General features: G+C 33.7%; 18 protein-coding genes. All 18 read right to left on the bottom strand.

What is annotated here, in order from left to right; all coding sequences use genetic code 11:
• Nucleotides 1–173: 173 nt before the first annotated feature.
• On the bottom strand, nucleotides 174–1,187 hold the full coding sequence (locus ACU1LP_RS14430) for a glycosyltransferase family 4 protein (RefSeq protein WP_445733861.1): 1,014 nt from the start codon (nucleotides 1,185–1,187) through the stop codon (nucleotides 174–176).
• Entirely contained in the window at nucleotides 1,141–2,499 is a 1,359-nt protein-coding gene (locus ACU1LP_RS14435) for an O-antigen ligase family protein (RefSeq protein ID WP_445733862.1), read from the bottom strand. The genes ACU1LP_RS14430 and ACU1LP_RS14435 overlap by 47 nt, the downstream gene beginning before the upstream one ends.
• A complete protein-coding gene (locus tag ACU1LP_RS14440; RefSeq protein WP_445731688.1) occupies nucleotides 2,496–3,572 on the bottom strand; it encodes a glycosyltransferase in 1,077 nt (358 codons plus the stop codon). The genes ACU1LP_RS14435 and ACU1LP_RS14440 overlap by 4 nt, the downstream gene beginning before the upstream one ends.
• A complete protein-coding gene (locus tag ACU1LP_RS14445) occupies nucleotides 3,572–4,687 on the bottom strand; it encodes a glycosyltransferase family 4 protein (protein WP_445733863.1) in 1,116 nt (371 codons plus the stop codon). The genes ACU1LP_RS14440 and ACU1LP_RS14445 overlap by 1 nt, the downstream gene beginning before the upstream one ends.
• A 4-nt stretch (nucleotides 4,688–4,691) precedes the next feature.
• Nucleotides 4,692–5,702, bottom strand: coding sequence for a hypothetical protein (locus tag ACU1LP_RS14450; protein WP_445736619.1), 1,011 nt, complete (start codon nucleotides 5,700–5,702; stop codon nucleotides 4,692–4,694).
• A gap of 150 nt (nucleotides 5,703–5,852) precedes the next feature.
• Nucleotides 5,853–6,608: an FkbM family methyltransferase gene (locus ACU1LP_RS14455; protein WP_445731692.1), complete on the bottom strand. Its 756-nt coding sequence runs from the start codon at nucleotides 6,606–6,608 to the stop codon at nucleotides 5,853–5,855.
• A gap of 7 nt (nucleotides 6,609–6,615) precedes the next feature.
• On the bottom strand, nucleotides 6,616–7,611 hold the full coding sequence (locus tag ACU1LP_RS14460; RefSeq protein WP_445734167.1) for a glycosyltransferase family 2 protein: 996 nt from the start codon (nucleotides 7,609–7,611) through the stop codon (nucleotides 6,616–6,618).
• A gap of 4 nt (nucleotides 7,612–7,615) precedes the next feature.
• Nucleotides 7,616–9,079 carry a glycosyltransferase family 2 protein gene (locus ACU1LP_RS14465; RefSeq protein WP_445736620.1) on the bottom strand — a complete coding sequence of 488 codons (1,464 nt, stop codon included), beginning with the start codon at nucleotides 9,077–9,079 and terminating at the stop codon, nucleotides 7,616–7,618.
• A 77-nt stretch (nucleotides 9,080–9,156) separates the two neighbouring features.
• A complete protein-coding gene (locus ACU1LP_RS14470) occupies nucleotides 9,157–10,299 on the bottom strand; it encodes a glycosyltransferase family 4 protein (protein ID WP_445734165.1) in 1,143 nt (380 codons plus the stop codon).
• Nucleotides 10,296–11,384, bottom strand: a complete 1,089-nt coding sequence (locus tag ACU1LP_RS14475; protein WP_445734164.1) for a glycosyltransferase family 4 protein — start codon at nucleotides 11,382–11,384, stop codon at nucleotides 10,296–10,298. The genes ACU1LP_RS14470 and ACU1LP_RS14475 overlap by 4 nt, the downstream gene beginning before the upstream one ends.
• Nucleotides 11,375–12,760 (bottom strand): hypothetical protein, encoded by a 1,386-nt coding sequence (locus ACU1LP_RS14480; protein WP_445734163.1) that lies wholly within the window; start codon nucleotides 12,758–12,760, stop codon nucleotides 11,375–11,377. The genes ACU1LP_RS14475 and ACU1LP_RS14480 overlap by 10 nt, the downstream gene beginning before the upstream one ends.
• Nucleotides 12,761–12,817: 57 nt before the next feature.
• The gene (asnB, locus tag ACU1LP_RS14485; protein ID WP_445734162.1) at nucleotides 12,818–14,524 is read right to left on the bottom strand and encodes an asparagine synthase (glutamine-hydrolyzing); all 1,707 of its coding nucleotides are present in this window, start codon (nucleotides 14,522–14,524) and stop codon (nucleotides 12,818–12,820) included.
• A gap of 3 nt (nucleotides 14,525–14,527) precedes the next feature.
• Nucleotides 14,528–15,226 carry an acylneuraminate cytidylyltransferase family protein gene (locus ACU1LP_RS14490; RefSeq protein WP_445736621.1) on the bottom strand — a complete coding sequence of 233 codons (699 nt, stop codon included), beginning with the start codon at nucleotides 15,224–15,226 and terminating at the stop codon, nucleotides 14,528–14,530.
• Nucleotides 15,226–16,386 (bottom strand): UDP-N-acetylglucosamine 2-epimerase, encoded by a 1,161-nt coding sequence (gene neuC / locus ACU1LP_RS14495; protein ID WP_445736622.1) that lies wholly within the window; start codon nucleotides 16,384–16,386, stop codon nucleotides 15,226–15,228. Before neuC ends, ACU1LP_RS14490 begins: the two co-directional genes overlap by 1 nt.
• Before the next feature lie 195 nt (nucleotides 16,387–16,581).
• Nucleotides 16,582–17,583 carry an N-acetylneuraminate synthase family protein gene (locus ACU1LP_RS14500; protein WP_445736623.1) on the bottom strand — a complete coding sequence of 334 codons (1,002 nt, stop codon included), beginning with the start codon at nucleotides 17,581–17,583 and terminating at the stop codon, nucleotides 16,582–16,584.
• Nucleotides 17,584–17,634: 51 nt separating this feature from the next.
• Nucleotides 17,635–18,516, bottom strand: a complete 882-nt coding sequence (locus ACU1LP_RS14505; RefSeq protein ID WP_445736624.1) for a glycosyltransferase family 2 protein — start codon at nucleotides 18,514–18,516, stop codon at nucleotides 17,635–17,637.
• Between the two features lie 47 nt (nucleotides 18,517–18,563).
• The gene (locus tag ACU1LP_RS14510; RefSeq protein WP_445736625.1) at nucleotides 18,564–19,745 is read right to left on the bottom strand and encodes a UDP-glycosyltransferase; all 1,182 of its coding nucleotides are present in this window, start codon (nucleotides 19,743–19,745) and stop codon (nucleotides 18,564–18,566) included.
• Between the two features lie 61 nt (nucleotides 19,746–19,806).
• Nucleotides 19,807–20,934 (bottom strand): non-hydrolyzing UDP-N-acetylglucosamine 2-epimerase, encoded by a 1,128-nt coding sequence (gene wecB, locus ACU1LP_RS14515; RefSeq protein ID WP_445736626.1) that lies wholly within the window; start codon nucleotides 20,932–20,934, stop codon nucleotides 19,807–19,809.
• Nucleotides 20,935–21,053 lie beyond the last annotated feature (119 nt).

Raw genomic sequence — 21,053 nt, forward strand, 5'->3', positions numbered from 1 at the left:
ACAATACCTCAAATTAGTGCAATGCTACATGTAAGGCTTATTAAAATATGAAGCCACGAATTCACGAATTTTAAATGAGCAAACTCATTTTTCATGCTAATTTGTGATCCGAGCTAAAGCGAACTGGCGAAGCAAATTCGTGGCTAAAGATAGGATTATCGATTTTAATGTGTTTACTCTGGCAATACCCTAATCCATTGTTTTTTAACGATTTCCCAATCGAAATTGGCCACTTTATTTCTAGCTGTAAAAGCCATTGCATTTGCAACATCCGAATGTGCTTGTAACTTTTTTATAGCTTCAACAAATAGGGCTGCGTTATTCGGCTTTACCAAAACCCCATCTTTTTCATTTTCAATTAAATAGGGCAAACCTCCCATATTGGTGGAAATTATTGGCAACCCCAAAGCCATGGCTTCTATAACACTAACGGGCATATTGTCAAAGTTTGTGGTATTTATGAAAATGTTATGGTTTTTTGATAATTCAATCCATGATTCTTTTGAAAGTTTCCCCGTAAAATTAATTTCGACACCCAATCCTTCAGCATATTTTTCAGCTTTTAAAAGAGAACCATCATTATCTGGCCCCACCATAGTAAGTGTTGCTGGAATTCCTTCGTCTAAAAGAAGTTTCAAAATTTTTATTGCCAGAAGCGGATTATAAATTTCTGAAAAAGAGCGCACCCAAAGCAACTTAACTGTTTCAAACCTTCTTTTTTTAAAAGGATAATTTTTAATTTCTATAAAATTAGGGATATATACCAGATTTGAATATCCCATTTTTTCAAATTCAGACTGCATATAAAGTGACGGCGCCACATTTATGTGCGCATTTTTAAATAGTGAATCGCTTAATTTAGGACTGCTTCTTAATCTGTTTGGTAAATTGCCTCCATGCAATATGGGTATGTATTTAAATTTTAAAAATCGGCATAACTGGCCACACAAATAGGCATAATAAAAATTGGAGGTGCTGTAGGTGTCCATTAAAACGTAATCTGCCTTTTTGGAAAACTTTAATATAGCAAAAAGCATCTCTAAAAGTCGCCACACTTTATTCTTTTTACTGGAAACCGTATGCACAGTAAAACCTTCCACCCTTAAAGCTTTGCCCAAAATTTCTATGGTCGTTTCAGTTTTACCTGCTTTGGACAGATGGTTTCCTATGTATAGGAGTTGTTTCATATCGAATATTTAATAAACTAAGCCCATATATAAAGGCAGGTGCTGCAATGCGCATTGCTGAGTGATTGATGGTCAATAACCAAAACAGATAAAAGGAATAGAAAAACAAGTTGGTTTTGTTGTTTAACCGAAACGCCAAAGGTGTAATCAATAGAATGAGGAATGCAAAAACCCCCATCAAACCATGTTCTGCAACAATACGGCTCATCTCGTTATGCGAAGCGGCTTCAATGCCAGTTTCATTCAGACGCTCTTCCTTTACTTTTCCAACGCCTATTCCAAAAAATGGGTTGTTGACAAACTCATTGAGTTCAAAAGCAAACAAATCGGTCCTCCCGGTGCTCACATCTTCTTTAACCCTTCCTGCAGCATCTTGATTTGCATAACGCTTTTCGATAAACCCACCGGTTTGAATAGAGCTAATGATCCATGTAAAGAATATCATCACCAAAAAAACAAACAAAGAAAACTTAATACGAAACTTGGTTTTGAGATTCACCTTTAAATAAAATACGGCTAAAAACACCAAAATCATCGCAATAGCAGTAAGCACGCCTCCTCTACTAAAGGTAACAAGAGCTCTAAAAGTTAAAAAACCCAGCAGAATTAAATCAATAAATCTATGGAAAAACGGTTCCTTGGACATAAAGAAACGTGTGGCCATAACAAACATCCCTATACCCAAAACCGTTGCTACTTGATTGGGCCCAAAACCTCCAGAGGTTACAAAATTAGATTCTGTTCCTGTAACTACCGATTGTAAATTAGGGGTGTATAAAAACAGATAAACCGTCATACTAAATAGCGGAAGAAAAAGCGCCAATAAAATAATTTTTAGTTGATTGAAACCAACCGCTCGTTTATAACAAAAAACAGCTACAATCCCTAAACTAATGGGTCCGCTTAAATTAAATGCGATGGCTCTTCTAATGTTGGTTTCAAAACCCATATCTGAAACAGCAACAAAAACACCTGGTACCAACAGTAAAATATAAAGAATATAAATTAAGGATTTATTGGAAAAACTATTACTGGCCAACCCCATAAGCATAAACACAATGACCAAATATTTACTGGCTTCATAAAAAAAGGTCCCTCCGTTCATTCTCAAAAACACCTCAACCCCTACTACATACGCACTTGCAAACAATACATAAAAGGTTTTGTTCTTTTTGGAAGTCCTTAAAATTTTGTAGCTAAAAAACCCAGTGATGAACAAAAAATAAACCTGTGCCAATGGCCGGAACGCAAAAACACCAACAGCCAAAAGGAAGTGAAAAACGAGAAGCTTATAAAACAACGATAACTTCATTTTTGCTGTGTTTTATATATACTGATTAAAGATTCCATGGCACTTGATTCTGAAAATGAAACCCTGACCTTTTCATATAAATTTTGTGCAACTTGATGCCTCAAATCCAAATCATTCATATAAGTTACTAAAGCTTCAGCCAAAACCTTATTATTTTGTGGTTCAACTAAAATACCTTCCTCGCTATTGGAAATAACCTTTTCACAATCACCAACACGGGTTGCAATTACTGGCAATTTTGCTAATCCGTACTCTAACAACGATAAAGGTAAACCTTCCGATTTAGAGGACAAAACACCAATAGTACTTTGATTTAAAATATGATTGGTATCTGAACAACTGCCATAGATAAAGATGTGTTGTTCCAGTTTATTTTTTGTTATAAAGATTTTGATAGACTTGTAATAATCATCATCAATGTAAGCGCCAATTAAATGCAAGGTCCAATCAGAATGCTCTTTACGTATTAATTTAAAAGCGTTTAAAAGATTGAAATGGTCTTTTTGAACCCTTAAATTTGCCAAACAAACAATTCTTTTACCAACAATACCTTTTAATTGGGTTACAGGTTCTTCTATATTTTGAACCGCAAAATTTGGCAAAAAACTGACTGATTTCAATTTAAGTGTATTTTTTGACCAATCTGTTAACTTGCTATTTACACAAAAAACGTGGTCAAAAAACTTAGAACAACATTTTAAAACAAATTTTGGGCGTTCCTCTAAAAACTCACTTTTACCATAATGGTCGTGCCAAACCAAAGTCACTTTTCTATTTAAAATTTTGATGACAGTGGCTAAAAAGAATGATGTTGAATGTGCATGAATCAACTCTATTTTGTTTTGGGAAACAAAGTAATTCAATTGCTTGATTGCTTTAAAATCTATAACTTTTGTCTTCTTTAAACACACATAGCCTACATGGGAATCGATACTTTTTTTTAAAATACCTTCTGCTCTGGTAGCGCATAAAAAAGATGCCTCTATATTTTTTGATAGGGCATTGGCAAAATTTACCGCGACACGTTCAGCACCACCACCTTCCAAGGAATCTATGAGTTGGAGTACGCGCATTAGTGAGCTATTAATTTTTTAATTTCAGATTCAAAATATTCTAAAGTAAAGGTTTGTGACCAGTTTGACGCTAATTTAGACATCTGTTTTAAATCTTTGTGCTTTAAAGCGTCTTCAATTTTTTCAACAGCCATATTTACCTCAGGTTCAATTAAAATTCCCCGATGGCCATTATCCAGCATCTTTGGCACGCAAGAAATTTTTGTCGCTATAGGAATTGCTCCATAAAACATGGCTTCGGCAATGGCTTTTGGCCAACCTTCAGATTTAGAAGGAAGTATCAAAAAATGAGCTGTTTTTAAAACTTCCTTAATGTTTTCTATAGGTTGATTACCGTGTAAAGCAACCATTTTTTCCAATTTATTGACTACAATATAATTGTGCAAAGCTTCTTTTAAAACACCATCGCCATAAACATCTAGATGTACATTTTTACCTATTTTGTGCAACGCTTCAATGATTTGGATGGCTAATAGGGGGCGTTTCCCTTCCACTAAACTGCCTATAAAAACGAATTTTAAATGACCTGAGTAATCTCTTTTTTTCGGTATCTCTATTTCAGAATTTGTGTAAGTCGCCGTAAAAAACGGTTTGATGTTTTTTGATTGTTTTTCCCATTCGCCATAAACAAGCACCGTCATGTTTTTGGTTAAAAAGGTATTGCTTAAAATCCATTTTTGAAACCTATAACTTAAAGGTTGTGTTGCTTTCGGATCCCAGTTGCCTGCATATTTGGCGGTTTTTATTTTCCTCGGAAAAAAGAGCTGAACAAAACAACCTATTAACCCCATATTTCCGGGGCATCTTAAATGAATGTGGTCTGCTTTTTTACAGGCTTTAAAAATTGAAACAAGGAGTATTGGTAACCTTAAAACCGACTGAAAAACAGTTTTTAAAGAAGTGAACTGTATTTTTGAAATGGTATTTAAACAGATGTTTTTATGCACATATGGTATTTCTATGGCGGTTGGTTTGCCTTCATATTTTGGTGCTATAACAGTCACTTCATCAACATGTTTAAGCCAAAGATTCATTTCCCGAACGTAAGGTGCGTAGGCAAAATATTGATTATTTTGTGTTTTATGTAAAACGTGGGAAATAATAAGAAAACGCATAACCTTATGGAATTAAATCAACTTTAATAACAGATAAAATTCTATTGAAATAATTTTTAGGATGTAAATAGGTTTCACTCCAGTTCAAATTATTTTTACCAACTTCAAGATACGCTTTATTGTGCAGTAAGTTTTCAATTTTTTCAGGAAGCTCTTCATATGCCGAACGTGAGGATAATTTTTCATAATTATGTCCTTCTTTAAAATCATCTGAACAAATATTTAAAGGTGTGGTAACCACCGCTTTCCCAAAGAGCAAATACTCGCCTATTTTCCACCCTGGATTATCTTTTAGCCCATCATCGGCAATTCCTATATTAAACGATTTTAAATTTTTTAGATAATTTTTTTTCTTAGAATGGGAATCATCCAATAAAATATCCGGTGCTATTTTTTGAGCAAATTCATCTGAAAACAAACCTGCTGAAACATTTTCAAAATTTTTCTTCAAAACCCTGCATGCATGTATCCTAAACTCATTTTGCAAGGTTCTTCTATTTTTTTCATCTTCATCGGGATGGTTATCTGGATTCCATAACTGTGTATGGAAAATAATATTCCCGCCAAAATCCTTTACTTCTTTTGGATAATTTTTAATATCTAAAATACCGTGTGAAGAATTGGTAAACAGCCCAAAATTATCTATAGCCCTGATTATTTCGGTTTTGTTAGGTTTATGGGTTAAGAAATCTTTTTTAAGATGCAACAAAAAAGAATGGCTATTATAAGCCAGTGGCACATTGAAATTTAAAGCGTGTACATTCGGCTTCAAATCTTTATGCCTTAGAGATCGTTTAAAATAAAAATCATAATCATCTGATGAGTCTATGAACTTTGAATCATCAGAATAATCAAAAAAAACACGTTTTCCGTTTATAAATAATATGGCTCCGTTGTATTTAACCGTTTTATTGAAACTCAAGTTGAATTCTATCTTTTCTTTTTTGCAAAAATAAAAATAAGCGTATAGCAATTGATTCAAATGATGGGTCCAAGTGGATAGTTCTAATTTCATACGGTTGACTATTTATTTTTAGTACATGCAAAAAATAGCTAGTTGTTTTTTAAGTAGCAAATATCATTTACCCCTCCGCCTACCGGCACCTCCCCTTAAAAAAGGGGAGGAATTATTAACGTTTCGTTTTAATTTTTATCAAGTAATTAGCTATTTCTGATTAAAATAAAAAATGAAATTTTCATCTTTTCTAACCATATGAAAATCATATTTGGATATGGCATTAAAAACCGATTTTGACGCTCCAGCCCTTAGCCCATCATGCAATTCTATTATAAGGATTTTTGTTTTGCTCAACCATTTCTCAAAATTTCTTTCAAACAATTCTTTTTCAGAACCTTCAATATCAACTTTAAGAATATCGATGTGATCTATGTTAAATTCACACATGATTTCTTCAATTGAAGTTGCTGAAATGGTGCTATCATTATCAACTTCTTCAACCATAAACCCCCAATTCCCCAAATTATTATCCTTAATTATCAAGTTGGTAGATTTATTCCAAATACCTTTATTTATGCAATGTATGCCTTCATACATTTTGGTGTTTTTTTTCAACATTTCAAAGTTTGAATGCTCTGGCTCTAAGGCTATAATTTTAGCTTCTGGAAATTTATTTTTAAAAAACACTGCTGACAATCCAATATTGGCGCCACAATCTATAATCACCCTAGGCATTTCTTTAACTTTTATAGAATAACTCCTAGCTAAAAAAACCTGATAGAACACGGTAACATCCGTGGTGTTGTTTCTTAGCACGACAGGAAATCTATATCCTTTCAATAAAATATAAAATCTTTTGTACTTTTTTATGTATCTCTTGGCAAGCAATGTGGTGCCTTGATAACCTAAAGTTTTGTAATGCGTAACTATTTTGAAAGGTAAATTGAGTAATTCTGTGATCATTATTGGATTAACTTTCAATTTTAGGTTTATTTAACAGTAAAGATAACCAACCTGCCACTCTACCCAAACTTTCTGTGAGCGCTTCTTGTTTTTTGTTGGTAGTGATGGTGTTTGTAAACCTAATGACTGTCAATAAAAAAGATGTTGCATGCCATTTTAGAGTCGCTTTGAATGTTGGCTTTGGATATTTAATCCGCCAAACATACCAGCCGTTTCTCACTACCATTTTGCCATATTTATATTGATTTGGCCTACCAGAATCGTCATGATAATGAAACAACTGCGCCTTGGTATTCACATACAGTTTACCCATTTTTGCTATGCGTAATGAAAAATCGGCATCTTCATACAAACCATAGCCTTCAAAATAGGTTGAAAACGACAAGCTATTAAAAACTTCCTTTCTATAACTGGAAACACCACCCATAATTTGTTCTACTTCATAAATTTTACCTGATGGTGGTAAAAAGCCGATAGCTCTACCATGGGAAAAAGTTGGCATGAACCCAGGATCTGCATCAGGTTGCAATCCAAATTTTCGTCTTAATCGGAATCGGGATGGTTCATTGCGCATCCAACCATCAAAATAAAAGGTATTCGCGTTCTTTTCTCCAGAAGTTTTTTTCCAATTTACGTCATTAATAATATAACCACCAACCGCAAAGGCATCTAGTTTTATTTTATACGTGTTTATTAAATCTTCAAAATAATTATCTTTTAAAACAATATCATCATCTAAAAAACAGATGATTTCTGAACTTTCAGCAACCAGATTGATACCAAAATTCCGTTGTTTGGTGAGTCCTCTATTCGTTTTATCAACTTTAATATACTTTAGATTTTTGAAACTGTTTTCTTTTAAAATGGTTTCTGTATCCGTATTTGTTGAGCCGTCAATCACTAATATTTCATTGGGATATACTGTTTGTTTCGCTACCGACTGCAATAATTTTAGTAGCGGTTGCGGTCGCATATAAGTACAGACGATTAAAGTGAAATCCATTTATTTAAATTCTTTTTCTTAACTGATTTGCTAATAAAATACTTTTTTTCCAGCGTTTTTGCATAGAAAAAAAATAAGAGAATGGATTCTTATTTTTTTGTAACCTAAAAAACTTAAAAAACAATGTGGTTTTATACCCATTTAATTGAAAAGACGATTGATGCTTTAAATTATATAACATAACGGTTGGTGATGGTTTGGGCTGGATTTTATCTTTGTTCCATGGTTGGATAACTTGCGTTCTAAAGCCACCAATTGGTGCTTTTAAGTGTGTTATATGGCACTTAGGCACATACCCAACATCCTTACCTAAATTTCTTATTTGCATGCCAAAATCTCCATCTTCCCCAAAACCGTGTTCAAAAGCCATATCGAATCTGATGGTGTTAGCGATTTTTTTTGATATTATACTACAACCCGAACCAAATGTATTCCACTGTAGCGTGCTTGTTTTTATTTCTTTATCGCCTTTCCTCAAACAACTTAATGTTGCCGCATCTAAACCAAAAGTAATCATCTCATTTATGGCCGTTTCTAAAGTTTCGGATTTAACCCTAATATCATCATCTGCCATAAATACCCAATCAGATTCTATTAAGCTCAATGCCAAATTTCGCGCATTACAGGCTCCTGTTTGATTTATAAACTTATGGTTGATTGCAAAAGGCCATGATTCATTTTTTAAATAATCTAATTCTGTCTTGCCTTGTTCATCTGGATTTTGCTCTATTATGATGATGTTTTTAGGCAGTACCGTTTGTTTTGCCAAATCTTTTAAAACATCATATAAATAATCGCGTCTACCTATTGTTGGTATAATGATATCTATACTAAAATCTTTGGATATGGTGTTATTCGTTACTATTTCTATATTTTTAAAATTAGGGTTGCTTAATTTTTTGAAAGAGAAAAACGTTGCTAAAAATGGAAGTAACAATAAACGCTTCTCATAAATAAAAATATTAAATAACAATAAAAAAGCCCACCGTCCTCTATAATGCTCTTTTACAAATAGAAAAAGTTCGTAAAAAGATGCATTATTTCCATTTAGCGTTATTTTTTTGTTGGGATTTAAAAGTTTTGGATTAGAATAACAAAATAGACCGTTACCCATACCAATTTTTGCTATTGAATTTAGAGTATAATCAAAAGTTCTATTCATATAATCATCTAAATCGAAACTATTTATGACATCAGAATTCACCACCCCCACGCTACTGCTCATTAACCAAGTTGGATAGTTTACAGTTTTATTAACTTTAACAAATGGTGAAGATTCTACATAGCCAATTCTGTCGTTGATATAATTTGTTTGCGCCGCTTCAAAAGTGGTCATTATCAACTTATGGTGATGAGCTTCTTTTAATGCATTTAAATTGATGTTATTTTTTAAATCATTATGACACCAAATTATATTTCTGTTTTTGTGGCTTTTTGCAATTTCAAAAAAAGTTTTGACTAAATCCATATTTGGAAAATCAAGTATCATATTAGAATGATAATCGAATACGCTAACAACCTTATTCTCCTTATGAACCAGTAAAATCATTTGTAAATCACGGATTTGTAAAATTCAACGGAACGTTCAGCAACCAAATCATGACTGAATTGTACTTTTACTTTTTCCCTGGCGGCTTTCCCAAATTGCTTTTGTTTTTCGGTATCTTCCAATAATTCCAAAATACGGTCTGCGTACTGTTGGTGGTGAGTGGGATGCACTAAAAACCCTTCTTTCCCATCTTCAATCATCTCGTTTGCCCAACCAATGTTGGAGGCTACTATGGCTTTTTCCATCGCCATGGCTTCCAACCACGATACAGGCAACGCTTCGGCAAAGGTAGGAAATACACAAACGGTGGCATCTTTTATTAAATCCTGAATTTCTGAGTAGGCTACGGCTCCTAGGTATTTTACTTTTTTTATTGAATTGTCATTAAATAATGGTTGCATGAGTTGCCAGGTTGAAGATGCGCCCGTTTTTATATCTCCACTATCTTTTCCAACAAGAATCAGTTCTACTTCATTATTGGTTTTATGAACTCTATTGAATATTTCGGGCAATTCCAAAAGGCCTTTTTTCCTGATCAATGTGCCGAAATAAAGTAAACTTGTTTTATTGTTTTCTGTCTGCTTCGGTTGAAATAAAGAAACATCTATACCATTTGGAATCACAGTAAAATCTCTATGTAACGCGAATAACTCGTTGGTTAAATGACCCGTAAAAGCGCTCACGCTCATAATACCGTCGGCTTTTTTAAGGGCTCGTTTCTCTAAAAATTTATTCTTAAACTTGACCTTGCGGTGGTCTAAATGGCAAAAATAGGTATCGCTGCCATGCTCTCGAACAACCAATGGGCATTTGGGCTTTACGAAGGCTGTAAACCCCGTCCAATCGGGCGCTTCAACAATGTCTATTTTTCCTTCTTCATGCAATAAATTAATCAACCGTTCTACTTTTTTTTGGGTAAAAATGAGCGACAGACCTTTTACCTTGGTGTTTTTTATTTTGTAAAGATGAATATTTTCTTCCATGAAATAATCGTCAGTATCCTGCCCATACACCAAAATACTGATGGTATGCCCTAAATTTGACAAAGCTTTCGACAAGCTTAAAATACTGGTGCCAATGCCACCTGCATTCTTGGTTTTAGGGTGTGGATATTCGGGGGTTAGGAAGGCTATGTTCATAAATCCAACAATTTTATATGATTTTCCACCATCATCTCAATGGAAAATTTTTCTTCAATTAAAGTTCTGGTGTTTCCTGAAATATATTTTTTACCTCTTATTATTTCATCTAATAAATCTGACAATGCTTTACTGTTTTTCGTTTCAAAAATAAAGCCGTTTTTACCAGTTGTGATGACTTCGGTGTTACCGCCAACGGGCGTGGTGATTACTGGGATATTCGCTGCCAAACTTTCTAAAATAGACAAGCTAAAACACTCCATGTGAGTGGGTTGAATGAGGTAATCGTAGTTTTGATATAATTTGGTTACATTAGATTGACTCCCTTTAAAATCAAAATTGGTTTCTAGTTTATGGTTTTTAACTAACTGAAACAGCTCGTTTTTATAAGGGCCATCACCATACACATCAATTTTTAAATCTCCTTTTAATTCAGCAGAAAGCAAACTAACGGCATTAATTAAATCTTGAATACCTTTTGATTGTCGTAAATGTGACACCACCAAAAATTTGGGATTTGTTTTCTTTCTTTCGGTCGTTTTAGGAATAATATCATCCATTAAAACACCATTGTAAATGGTTTGGGTTTTAGGTTTTAAAAAGTTCCCAAAATCATTTAAAATAGCACGACTTGTGTAATCTGAAACCCCAATAAATAAATCAATGTATTTAGAATATAGGATGCCTTTTATGCGCTTCTTTATTCTTTTTTTAAGAGGATAACCTTCCAAGGGTCTGGGATTATGGTCAACGACGATAATTTTTGCAAGTTGAAGTTTTTTAACTTCCGAATAAAACGACGTACATAATTCCATAAAATGGGTAATGATATGTGAGTAATGAACATTTTGTGTTTTAATATGATTAATAAAATTTTGTTCTAAAGTTGTTTTTTCAGAAGGAAAAATTTTAAACATTTTGTAATCGCCATGAGTTGTCGTATTTGGAAAAAACCAATCGATTTCAATGTCGTTCTCATTGCACTTTTTATTAAAAGCCCAGAAAAAATAGTCCATACCGCCTACCCGACTTTCAAGAAGTTCGTAATTGCAAATAATGGCGATATGTTTTCCTTTTATGCCCATGCTTTTAAACTCGCTACCAATTCTTTACTGGTTTTATCTAAAGCAACGCCCACTTGTTGTTTGATGAAATTCTCTCTGTTATGGGCATCTTCATCTTTAATTAAATAATCTGAAATAGCTTCCAGCAATTGTTCTTTTGTTTTAACTACTTTTGTTGCATTGCTATTCACCAAATGTTGAATATGTGCATAGCCTAAAAACCGTTGATCGTTGTACAAACCATTTGTTGCATTACCAAAAATAGGGTTAATAACTGGTTTACCAAACAGCATAAAATCTAAACTCATGGTAGAAAGCATGTTGATATTCATATCGGAATATTCCAATAAGGCGCGCAATTGTTTTACATCCTCAATAGTTGGAATCCGTTGCGACCACGCTTCCTGATGATTGTCGCGTACTTGTTGCCATTTGGGGAAATTCCATTTTATAAACGGAAATTTTTCGACCAACTGTTTAAAACGAATCGGGTCTTCGGCAGGCGAGGTTCTAACAATAAAATTTACAGGTTTCAGTAATTTATTTTGAATAGCCTCTGCAATAGTTTCAATATAAAGCTCATCATTTTTACTGGTGGAAATATCGCCACAGCTAAAACAGATGGTTTTTAAACTTTCATCTAAATGAAACTCCGAAATAAAATCTTGTTTAGATATTTTATATTCTGGCATCACATAAGATACAAATTGTGGTGTGCCAACTACAGCTATTTGATTTTCTTTAATAGAACTGTAAAACTGTAATAAATCTTGTTTCATTAAATTGCTCCAAACCAAATAATAATCGAAATTGGAAGCCATTCTCCCTTTTGATGCCAAATTGTCCCAACTGAAAATAAAAGCCACTGTTTTTAATTTCTGTTGTTGTGCCGCATAAACTAAGGGCGCAATGTAGGGCGGCCGTTGATGTGTGAAAAATAAGAGGTTGAATTGTTCTTCTTTTAAAATAGATTGATATGTTTTGGTTATTTTATGCGAAGCAAATGTGCTATTCTGTAACTTTTGAAATCGTTGAATGAAACGTTCTGAATGAAATAACGAAGTGACTTTGTATATAAAGCGTGTTGCATAACCTCTATTGGTTTTTAACTTAGAATCGTTGGACATTAAATTATCTTGAATGCCTAAATTCCCTTTTTGATGTAATTTAAGGTGTGCTATTTCTTTGGCTTTTCTGAAAAACCATGTTTTAAACGTTTCTTCAAAAACATCCAATTCAATAACACGCACATTGGTATTTGTTTTATAAATTTCTCTTGGCAAGCAAGATAAAATCACAACCTCAACAAAAGCTGTTTCAGCATGTTGTAAAAAATCACTTAGAATAAAGTTTCTAAAGCCAACGCCATCGGTTATTACCAATCCCAGTTTTTTCATTTAATCAAAATATTACTGCTGATAAAAATAGATTTAAAATAAGGTTTTGCATAACAATCAATCCATTAATAATGAAAAATTAACTAATTGCCAAATATGAAAACTAGATTGATTGTCTCCTTTAACATAGTTGTTCCACTCCTTGTCCATTTCATGAACATTGAACCAAGTAGCGTAATCGCTCAGCTTTATTTTTTCAATGTTGGTTTCCACAAATGCTTTCAATTCGTTTCCCAACCATTCGCGCTGTGGTGTTTGCAAGGGTCTTTTTGGCGCATACGAAACATTTTTATTTATATATTTTGAAATGATGTCTCTTAAAATATATTTATTTTGATTTTCATGAAACTTATGTTCCAGTGGCAGGCAGAAACCAAATTCAACCAATCTGTAATCTAAAAATGGCACTCGTAATTCCGTAGAATGCATCATAGAAACGCGATCGTTAAACCTAAGTGCACGAGGAATTTTTGTGTAAAACAAATCTCTATATTGTAGGTTTTCCAATTTTGTTGAAAATGGTTCAGGGTAATTATATTTATTGAAGTTGACAACGACGTTTTGTTCTAGAATATTTTTTCTAAAAGGACTTTTGCTTACTCCTTGAATGGTTGCATTATTATTGTTCATGTAGTAATCATAACCTGCCAATTGTTCATCCATTCCTTGACCGTCCAACAATACCTTGATGCCCTTATTTGAAGCTTTTTGAAAAACCTTTGAATACGCCAAAGTAGGAATACCGCCAAAAGGTTCGTCTTGCATGTAACTGACCATTTTTGAAAGCTCGGGAACTTCTTCAGGGTTTAGTAACACCTTGTTTAACGGATTGTTGTATCTGTTAATCATCTGTTCTACCCAAGGCAGTTCGTCATAATTTTCATCGTTAGTATAAAAAGTAAAAGCTTCAATGTTCTCCATATGCTTTTGTGATACATTCGCCAAAGCGAGCAACGCCGAACTATCCAAACCACCGCTAAGATTAAAACCCACCGGCACATCGGCCCTAAACCGTAGCTTGATACTATCTATCAACAACTCCTTATAGATTTCTTGAGCTTCTTGATATGTTTTTATTTTTGGGTTATGATGTATGCTATTTACAAAATCGTACCATTTGGTAATTGTTAAATTTTCGTTTTTGTATTCTAAATAATGACCCGCGGGCAATTGATGAATGTCTTCCCAAAAAGTTTCCATTGGCAACCCATAACTACCCTGTTCAAAATAATCAACCCAAACCTTTTGATTGGGTTTTCGCTGCACACCTCCTTTATGAATGGCTTTTATTTCACTTGAAAACAAAAATTCGTTTTTTCCTTTATGGTAGTAAAATGGTTTTATTCCAAAACGGTCTCTTGCCGCAAATACTGTTTTTTCTTTTTTGTCCCAAATGGCAAAAGAAAACATGCCGTTAAGCTTGCTTAAACAGGATTTATTGAATTTAATAAACAGTGCCAAAAGCACTTCGGTATCAGAGTTGGTTTGAAAATCATAATCATCCTTCAACTCTTTTTTCAGTTCTATATAATTGTAAATTTCGCCATTAAAAACAATGACATATCTACCAGAAACATCATGAAAAGGCTGATTGGATTGGGGTGTTAAATCAATTATAGCCAATCTATTATGACCAAAAGCTGCAAAATCGGTATCATAGTACGTCCCTGTAAAATCGGGCCCTCTATGTTTTTGGGATTGCAACATGGCATCTAACCGCAACGTATAGCTTCCGCTTCCAACAAGCCCTGCAATACCACACATAATTCAGTTGTTTTTTGATTTTAGGTAAGCGACTGCTTTTTCCCAATCGGATAAAGTATCTATATTGATGGCACTTTCCAAAGGCGATTCGATATAGCTGATTTTGGAGCCATACAAGGAATTTTTATTCAAAAGCACATCTGTTTTGGTGATGTAAATCAAGCCATCTCTATGATAGGTTTTTGGTAAATCTTGGCGCCTGGAGATGATGTCTTTTTCCCCTGAAACCAACTCCATATAGTCTGCTCCATTGGGTTGAAATGCCCAATACGGATTGTATTCATCTGGAATTTTTTGAACGGTGACCAAGGAATCGGCATCGGTTTCCATGAACTTTTTTATGGCACTATCAATAAACTGGGTGGTTTTAAAAGGACTGGTGACTTGCAATAAGCACACGGCATCAAAATAAATGTGCTGTTCTGTAAAAAAATTCAAAGCATGTTGAATGACTGGTAATGTGGGCGAATTATCTTGAGCTAAATCAGAAGGTCTTTTGAAAGGTACTTCCAAATTCAGCTGTTTTGCTACGTCTATGATGGCATCATCGTCTGAACTTAAAATAAGCTTTGAGAGGAATTTGGATGGTTTAGCGGCGTCCACTGTGTATTGCAATAAAGGCTTGCCTTCCAGCAACTTTATATTTTTACCTGGAACCGTTTTTGAACCTCCCCTAGCGGGTATTAATCCTAAAATTCTCATTAATATGAAATGGTTTTATGGAAACGCAACTCGATGTCTGCCAATATTTGGGCAATTTTTTTTCCTGAATTACCATCGCCATAAATGGTATCATTGGTAATACTGCCTTTTAACTTTAATCTATTTTGAATGGCGTCTTCAATAGCTTCTTTTTCATAGGAAACATCCATCACATTCGCAGCTCTTGCCCTACCGTTTTGACGGGTGCCAATATTAACTACTGGTACACCCAAAAAAGCACATTCCCGAATCCCAACACTGGAATTCCCTATTAAACATCTGCTGTTTATGAGCAAGCGCAAAAAATCTTCAGGTATCATGTTTTTAAAAAAATGGATGTTCTCAGGTTTATGGATTTCCCTGTATGAACGAATGCCATTGGATGTTCCATCTGCTCCGGCATCTACATTCGGCCAAAACCAAAACGCAGGTATTCCTAATTCATGGACTACTTTAAGCGTGGTGGTCACATTTTCCTTTGCTTGGTCGTACTCGGTAGTTACGGGGTGTTGCATCACAACGACATACCCCTTTTCCCAATCTATAGAACTCCCTACTCCGCCATATTTCGATAAAGGATTAAAATTCAACTCTGGCGATTTACTAACTTGGTAAGCTATATCTATGGAAGGGCATCCCGTATTAAAAACATAAGCTTCGTCTTCACCCATTTTGATGACACGTAATCTAGCGTCTTCTGAAGCCACCAAATGAATATCTGCTAACTTGGTATTGGCATGCCGCACTTTTTCGTCAATATTCCCAGTAACCTCGCCACCTTGTATATGAATGAGGGGAATGTTTTGATAAGAAGCCGCTATGGAAGTTGCCAAAGTTTCAAAACGATCTGCAATGGTAATTACGGCGTCGGGTTTTAAATTATAGAAGGTGTTTGCCAATTCCATAACGCCCAAGCCAGTTGTTTTCGCCATAGAGGTTTTGTTTTCGCCCTCTAAAACCATAAAAACCTTGGCATCGATTTTAAAGCCGTCGCGTTCAATATATTCCACGGCATTACCGTAACGATCCAATAAAGCGGATCCTGCTACCACCAATTGTAATTCTAAATTTGGGTGGTTTTTTATCGCTGTTAACGCCGTTTTTATCCTACTATAAGAAGGTCTAGCGGTAATTACGACGCATATTTTTCTTTTGTTCATTAGCTACATTCATTATTTGAAACTATGCACTTTGAATACAAGCTTTCATTTTTCTTCAAATTTCATAGTCTTAATGGTTATTAGGTTATTGTTAATTAAGTTATTAAGGCGTTCGGACTAAATAACAAATAACTTATTAACCCAATAACTGTATGCAATTTCATTGCTCTTCAAAACCTCTGGATTTTATATACATTAGTTAATATCGTCTAAGGTTAAAAAATCCCATTTTTTTAAATTCTTAGTAATTTCTTTTCCAATCACATCTCTAAAATTAGTAGCAGAAATGCCTTTGTTCGCGGGTTTTTTAGATTCTAAATCTGAAAAATTCAATATATGTCCTTTTTTCAAATCTTTGTTTACTGCCAACGATTTTTCAAAAATAAGCTTTAGTTCCTTAAATTTTGAAACATCGTTTTTATCTATGGGATTATCAAGAGCTTTTTCAATGTTGCGAATGGAAGTCGTCAACTTTTTAATGTCAGCTATGGTTAAAGAAGACGATACATCTGGTCCGAACATCTCTTTATTAAAAACGGCATGGAATTCAATAATTTCGGCACCCATAACCACGGCTGCAATGGATGCTTCATGGGTTGCAGAATGGTCTGAAAAGCCAATGGGAACCTCATATCTTTCCTTTAACTCTTTAATAAGATTCAAACCATATTGTTCGGGCTTTGTTGGATAGGATGTCGTGCATTGTAAAATAAAAAAAGTCACTTTTTTCGCTTTTAGAAAACCTACCGTTTTATCTAATTCTTCAAAAGAACTCATACCTGAAGATAAGATGATTGGTTTTCCCGTCTGCGAAATTCTTTCCAACAAAAGTAGATTATTAACTTCACCAGAACCTATTTTATATGTTTGAACGCCCACTTCTTCCAACATATCAACGGCGGCATTACTAAAAGGCGAACTCATAAATTCAAGTCCCACTTCATCACAATGTGCTTTTAATGCCTTCCATTGTTCTAAGGTAAATTCCATGCGCTTCCAATAGTCGAACCGGGTTTTATCTTGGGTGGTGAACTTTACCCTAAACGGTTCGTATATGCTACTTTCAGCTTCCGCTACATGCGTTTGGAATTTTATGGCATCAATACCTGTTTTAGCCAGTGCATCAATGTAAGCATGTGCCATACCTAAACTGCCATCGTGGGCTTGTGCTATTTCTGCTATAATAAATGTTTTCATAATAAAAAATCGCCTATTGTAAATCTTGCATTTTGGTAATATATTTTCATGTTAAAACTTTAGATTTTGTAAACTTCTTGATTTTTTAATTATCCTTTTTTCTATTGGCCTTCTGTATTTTAAAATCGTTGACAAGCCTATTACTGTTTCTAATGCCGTTCTAAAATAAACAGTAAAATATTTCCAATCGTTTACCGCATATTTCCTGAAATTATGCCAATATAACCTTATAATTTTAACTAATGGAAACTTATGATAAACCATATAATAATAGGTTGTGTTTTTTAGCTGTTTCCCAAATCTAAAATAATTGTGTCCTATGTTTTTGCGTGCCTCTTTATTAACACGATGATTTACTTTTATTTGATTTGAATAAAGAATGTCGTACCCTTTTGACAAAACTTCAATAGCCACACATGATTCTTCTCCATAAATATCTATCCATTTTGGAAATCCATTGGTTACGTTATAAACATCTTTCCTAATAGCAAAACCACAACCGATAAACTCATTCGTAAAATATTCTTCATCAGCTATTTTACCAAAATTAATCTCATCTTCTTTATTCAACAAGCCTTTTATTTCCTGAAAAGCTATAACGCCTACATTTGGATACTTATGAAAAATTTTTATTGTTTTTAAAATAAAATCTTTATTTATAGGATGTGCATCATCATCTAATCCTATTAAAAATTTTCCTAATGCTTTTGGATAAAGTACATTTCTTGCTTTTGAAGCACCGATTGATTTTTTGGAAATCTCCCACTTAACCCAATTAAATTTCTCTTTTAAAACAAAAGAATTATCAGTACATCCATCTAAAAAAACTAAAATTTCATGTATTGAAAAATCAACTAATTTTTCAAGTATAAGAAGTGTTTTTTCCAGTTCATCTTTTCTGTTTTTAGAAACAATTAATATTGATGCTTGCATAAACCTTTAACTACTTTGTTTTTTGTCCATTCATTTATAATTACAAATTACTCTTTTAATAAATCTATAATCATATCTTTCAAATGTCCTTTACCTAGATAAATTTCTAAATCACTTCTATTTAATTTTAAATGACCATTATTATCTAACCATAAATCATATAATTTCTCTAAGCATTTCGCTATTTTTTCAAAATGATCTATTTCTGAATGATAGTTATAATCATCACCCAACAATCTCATGGTTTCACTGTTATCTGGCCCAAGGTGTAATATCGGTTTATTTGCTGCTACACAATGGGGAAATTTGCCTGGTAAAAACGGACTGATTTCTGAATTTGCTTCCAAAATAATATTAACTGCTACCTGATTCTGTAACCAATATACCTCCTTAAAAGGGACATTTGTGAGTTTTATATAAAGTTGAGGCAAGCTCATTGCATAGTCATTAATGAGATTTTCATGATACGATGCATTTCCCAATAGTAACAATTTCGTATTATTTTTGGCTTCTGGCTTGTTTTCAAGAAATAATTTAAAACCTTTTAATAAATCTTCTGGGTTTCGTTGCTTCATTAAATTACCTGCATGCAATATGTTAAACTTTAAATTATCAAAATAAATAGGAGTTTCAAGGTTTGTTAATTTCTCTTCATAACTTTGATGAGGGATAATCATTCCTGTTTTAATAAAATTCGGAAAAAAACTTCCAACCCAATCTTTTAGCAACCCGCTGGGAAAAGCGGCATATTTTGCACGTTCTGAAACAGATCTAAAAAAACGTTCTTTTCGCTTATATCCTGGCTCATTCCATTGATACGGTGGCGGATAACAACTCATTGGAAATGGATCATGAACATAAGCCAGCCATTTTTCATGTAAATTCTTTAATTTATTTAGGGCATAATGCGGTCTAAAACTAGCACCTTTGCTTAGAGTCAAAACTAAATCGAATTTTCCAATATCTTGTTTTTTTAAAGCCGATTTAATACTGTTTACGTCATTAAAAAAAGTAAAGGAAAACCCGAAAATGGGCTCTAAGTATTTGGCTAAATTTACTTTAAAATAGCGCTGTATAATTCGTTGTGTTCTGCTTAATACATATAATATGTTTATTTTTTTTTCTTTTATTGAAATGCACTTAATACCCTTTAATTGAATATCTTTTTGCGTATAATGTAAAACAGTGATACTATAGCCAATAGCTGCTAAATTTTTAATTAAAGCCACATTGGCCTTAGAACCACTGCTATCGTTTACATCTATGGAATCTACAATTATTAAAATATGTTTAGGCATCTTCAAAAATAGTGTTTTGAATGAAATCTATTATTTTAACAGCAGCAAGTCCTTCTCCATACGGGTTGGCCATTTTAGCTTTTACATTATTTGCATTTAATATTTTGCCTGCTTCGACTATAATTTTACCAGTATTGGTACCCACTAAAAAAGAGCAACCTGCCTTAATACCTTCATCGCGCTCAGTGGTTTCCCTTGTAACCAAAACCGGTATGTTTAATGAAGGGGCTTCTTCCTGAATGCCGCCCGAATCTGAAATAATTAAAACAGCTCTACTCATTAACCAAACAAACGAAGGATAATCTAAAGGATTTATTAAGTGAATATTATTTTTGCCAGACAGCTTTTCGTAAACCACGTTTTGAACATTCGGGTTTAAATGCACAGGAAACACAATTTCAACATCCTTGTTTTTAGAGATTTCTAAAATAGCATGGCATAGATTTTCAAAACCAGTACCAAAACTTTCTCGTCTGTGCCCCGTTACCAAGACAACTTTTTTTGTAAAATCTATCTTTTTGATTAAATCTGTAATAAATGAATTTTCGTAGCCTTTTTCAATTTTATTTAACGTAAAAAAAAGAGCGTCAATGACTGTGTTTCCCGTAACAAGAATGTTTGAGTCCTCAATACCTTCTTCTAGCAGGTTTTGTTTTGCTTTAGCAGTAGGCGCAAAATGAAAATCGGAAATCCTTCCTGTAAGTTGCCTATTTAACTCCTCTGGAAAGGGCGATTTTTTATTGTAGGTTCTTAAACCTGCTTCTATATGCGCTACTTTACAATGTCTATGAAACGCTGCCAATGCTACCAAAGCAGAAGTGCTTGTATCGCCGTGCACAAGTACTAAGTCGAATTCTTCATTTTCTAAAATAGTATCTATTTCCGATAAAATTCTAGAACTTAATTTATTTAGACTTTGGTTAGGTTGCATAACGTCTAAATCATAATCTGGAACTAAATTGAAAAAGTCTAATACTTGATCCAACATTTCTCGGTGCTGAGCCGTAACACAGAGTTTAAAAGGAACCTGTCTTTTGTTTAGTTCTAAACATATAGGTGCCATTTTTATAGCTTCGGGGCGTGTGCCAAAACAGATGAGGATGTTTTTATTGGATTTCAAAGTATTACAGATTTTTTTTGAGAATAAAAGATTGCTATCTAAAACGGGTGTACGACAAATTTCCCATTATGCAGCATTTTGACATAATTTGACGATTCTGTTCCATTTTTTGCTTTTAT

Source organism: Mariniflexile sp., from assembly GCF_052728615.1.

Excerpts from the sequence above, each read along its gene's own strand:
- ACU1LP_RS14450 (WP_445736619.1), bottom strand. The coding sequence starts at position 5,702 with ATGAAATTAGAACTATCCACTTGGACCCATCATTTGAATCAATTGCTA.
- ACU1LP_RS14455 (WP_445731692.1), bottom strand. The coding sequence starts at position 6,608 with ATGATCACAGAATTACTCAATTTACCTTTCAAAATAGTTACGCATTAC.
- ACU1LP_RS14460 (WP_445734167.1), bottom strand. The coding sequence starts at position 7,611 with ATGGATTTCACTTTAATCGTCTGTACTTATATGCGACCGCAACCGCTA.
- ACU1LP_RS14480 (WP_445734163.1), bottom strand. The coding sequence starts at position 12,760 with ATGAAAAAACTGGGATTGGTAATAACCGATGGCGTTGGCTTTAGAAAC.
- ACU1LP_RS14490 (WP_445736621.1), bottom strand. The coding sequence starts at position 15,226 with ATGAGAATTTTAGGATTAATACCCGCTAGGGGAGGTTCAAAAACGGTT.
- ACU1LP_RS14500 (WP_445736623.1), bottom strand. The coding sequence starts at position 17,583 with ATGAAAACATTTATTATAGCAGAAATAGCACAAGCCCACGATGGCAGT.
- ACU1LP_RS14475 (WP_445734164.1), bottom strand. The coding sequence starts at position 11,384 with ATGGGCATAAAAGGAAAACATATCGCCATTATTTGCAATTACGAACTT.
- asnB (WP_445734162.1), bottom strand. The coding sequence starts at position 14,524 with ATGTGTGGTATTGCAGGGCTTGTTGGAAGCGGAAGCTATACGTTGCGG.
- ACU1LP_RS14505 (WP_445736624.1), bottom strand. The coding sequence starts at position 18,516 with ATGCAAGCATCAATATTAATTGTTTCTAAAAACAGAAAAGATGAACTG.
- ACU1LP_RS14435 (WP_445733862.1), bottom strand. The coding sequence starts at position 2,499 with ATGAAGTTATCGTTGTTTTATAAGCTTCTCGTTTTTCACTTCCTTTTG.
- ACU1LP_RS14470 (WP_445734165.1), bottom strand. The coding sequence starts at position 10,299 with ATGAACATAGCCTTCCTAACCCCCGAATATCCACACCCTAAAACCAAG.
- neuC (WP_445736622.1), bottom strand. The coding sequence starts at position 16,386 with ATGAACAAAAGAAAAATATGCGTCGTAATTACCGCTAGACCTTCTTAT.
- ACU1LP_RS14430 (WP_445733861.1), bottom strand. The coding sequence starts at position 1,187 with ATGAAACAACTCCTATACATAGGAAACCATCTGTCCAAAGCAGGTAAA.
- ACU1LP_RS14440 (WP_445731688.1), bottom strand. The coding sequence starts at position 3,572 with ATGCGCGTACTCCAACTCATAGATTCCTTGGAAGGTGGTGGTGCTGAA.
- ACU1LP_RS14445 (WP_445733863.1), bottom strand. The coding sequence starts at position 4,687 with ATGCGTTTTCTTATTATTTCCCACGTTTTACATAAAACACAAAATAAT.
- ACU1LP_RS14465 (WP_445736620.1), bottom strand. The coding sequence starts at position 9,079 with ATGGATTTAGTCAAAACTTTTTTTGAAATTGCAAAAAGCCACAAAAAC.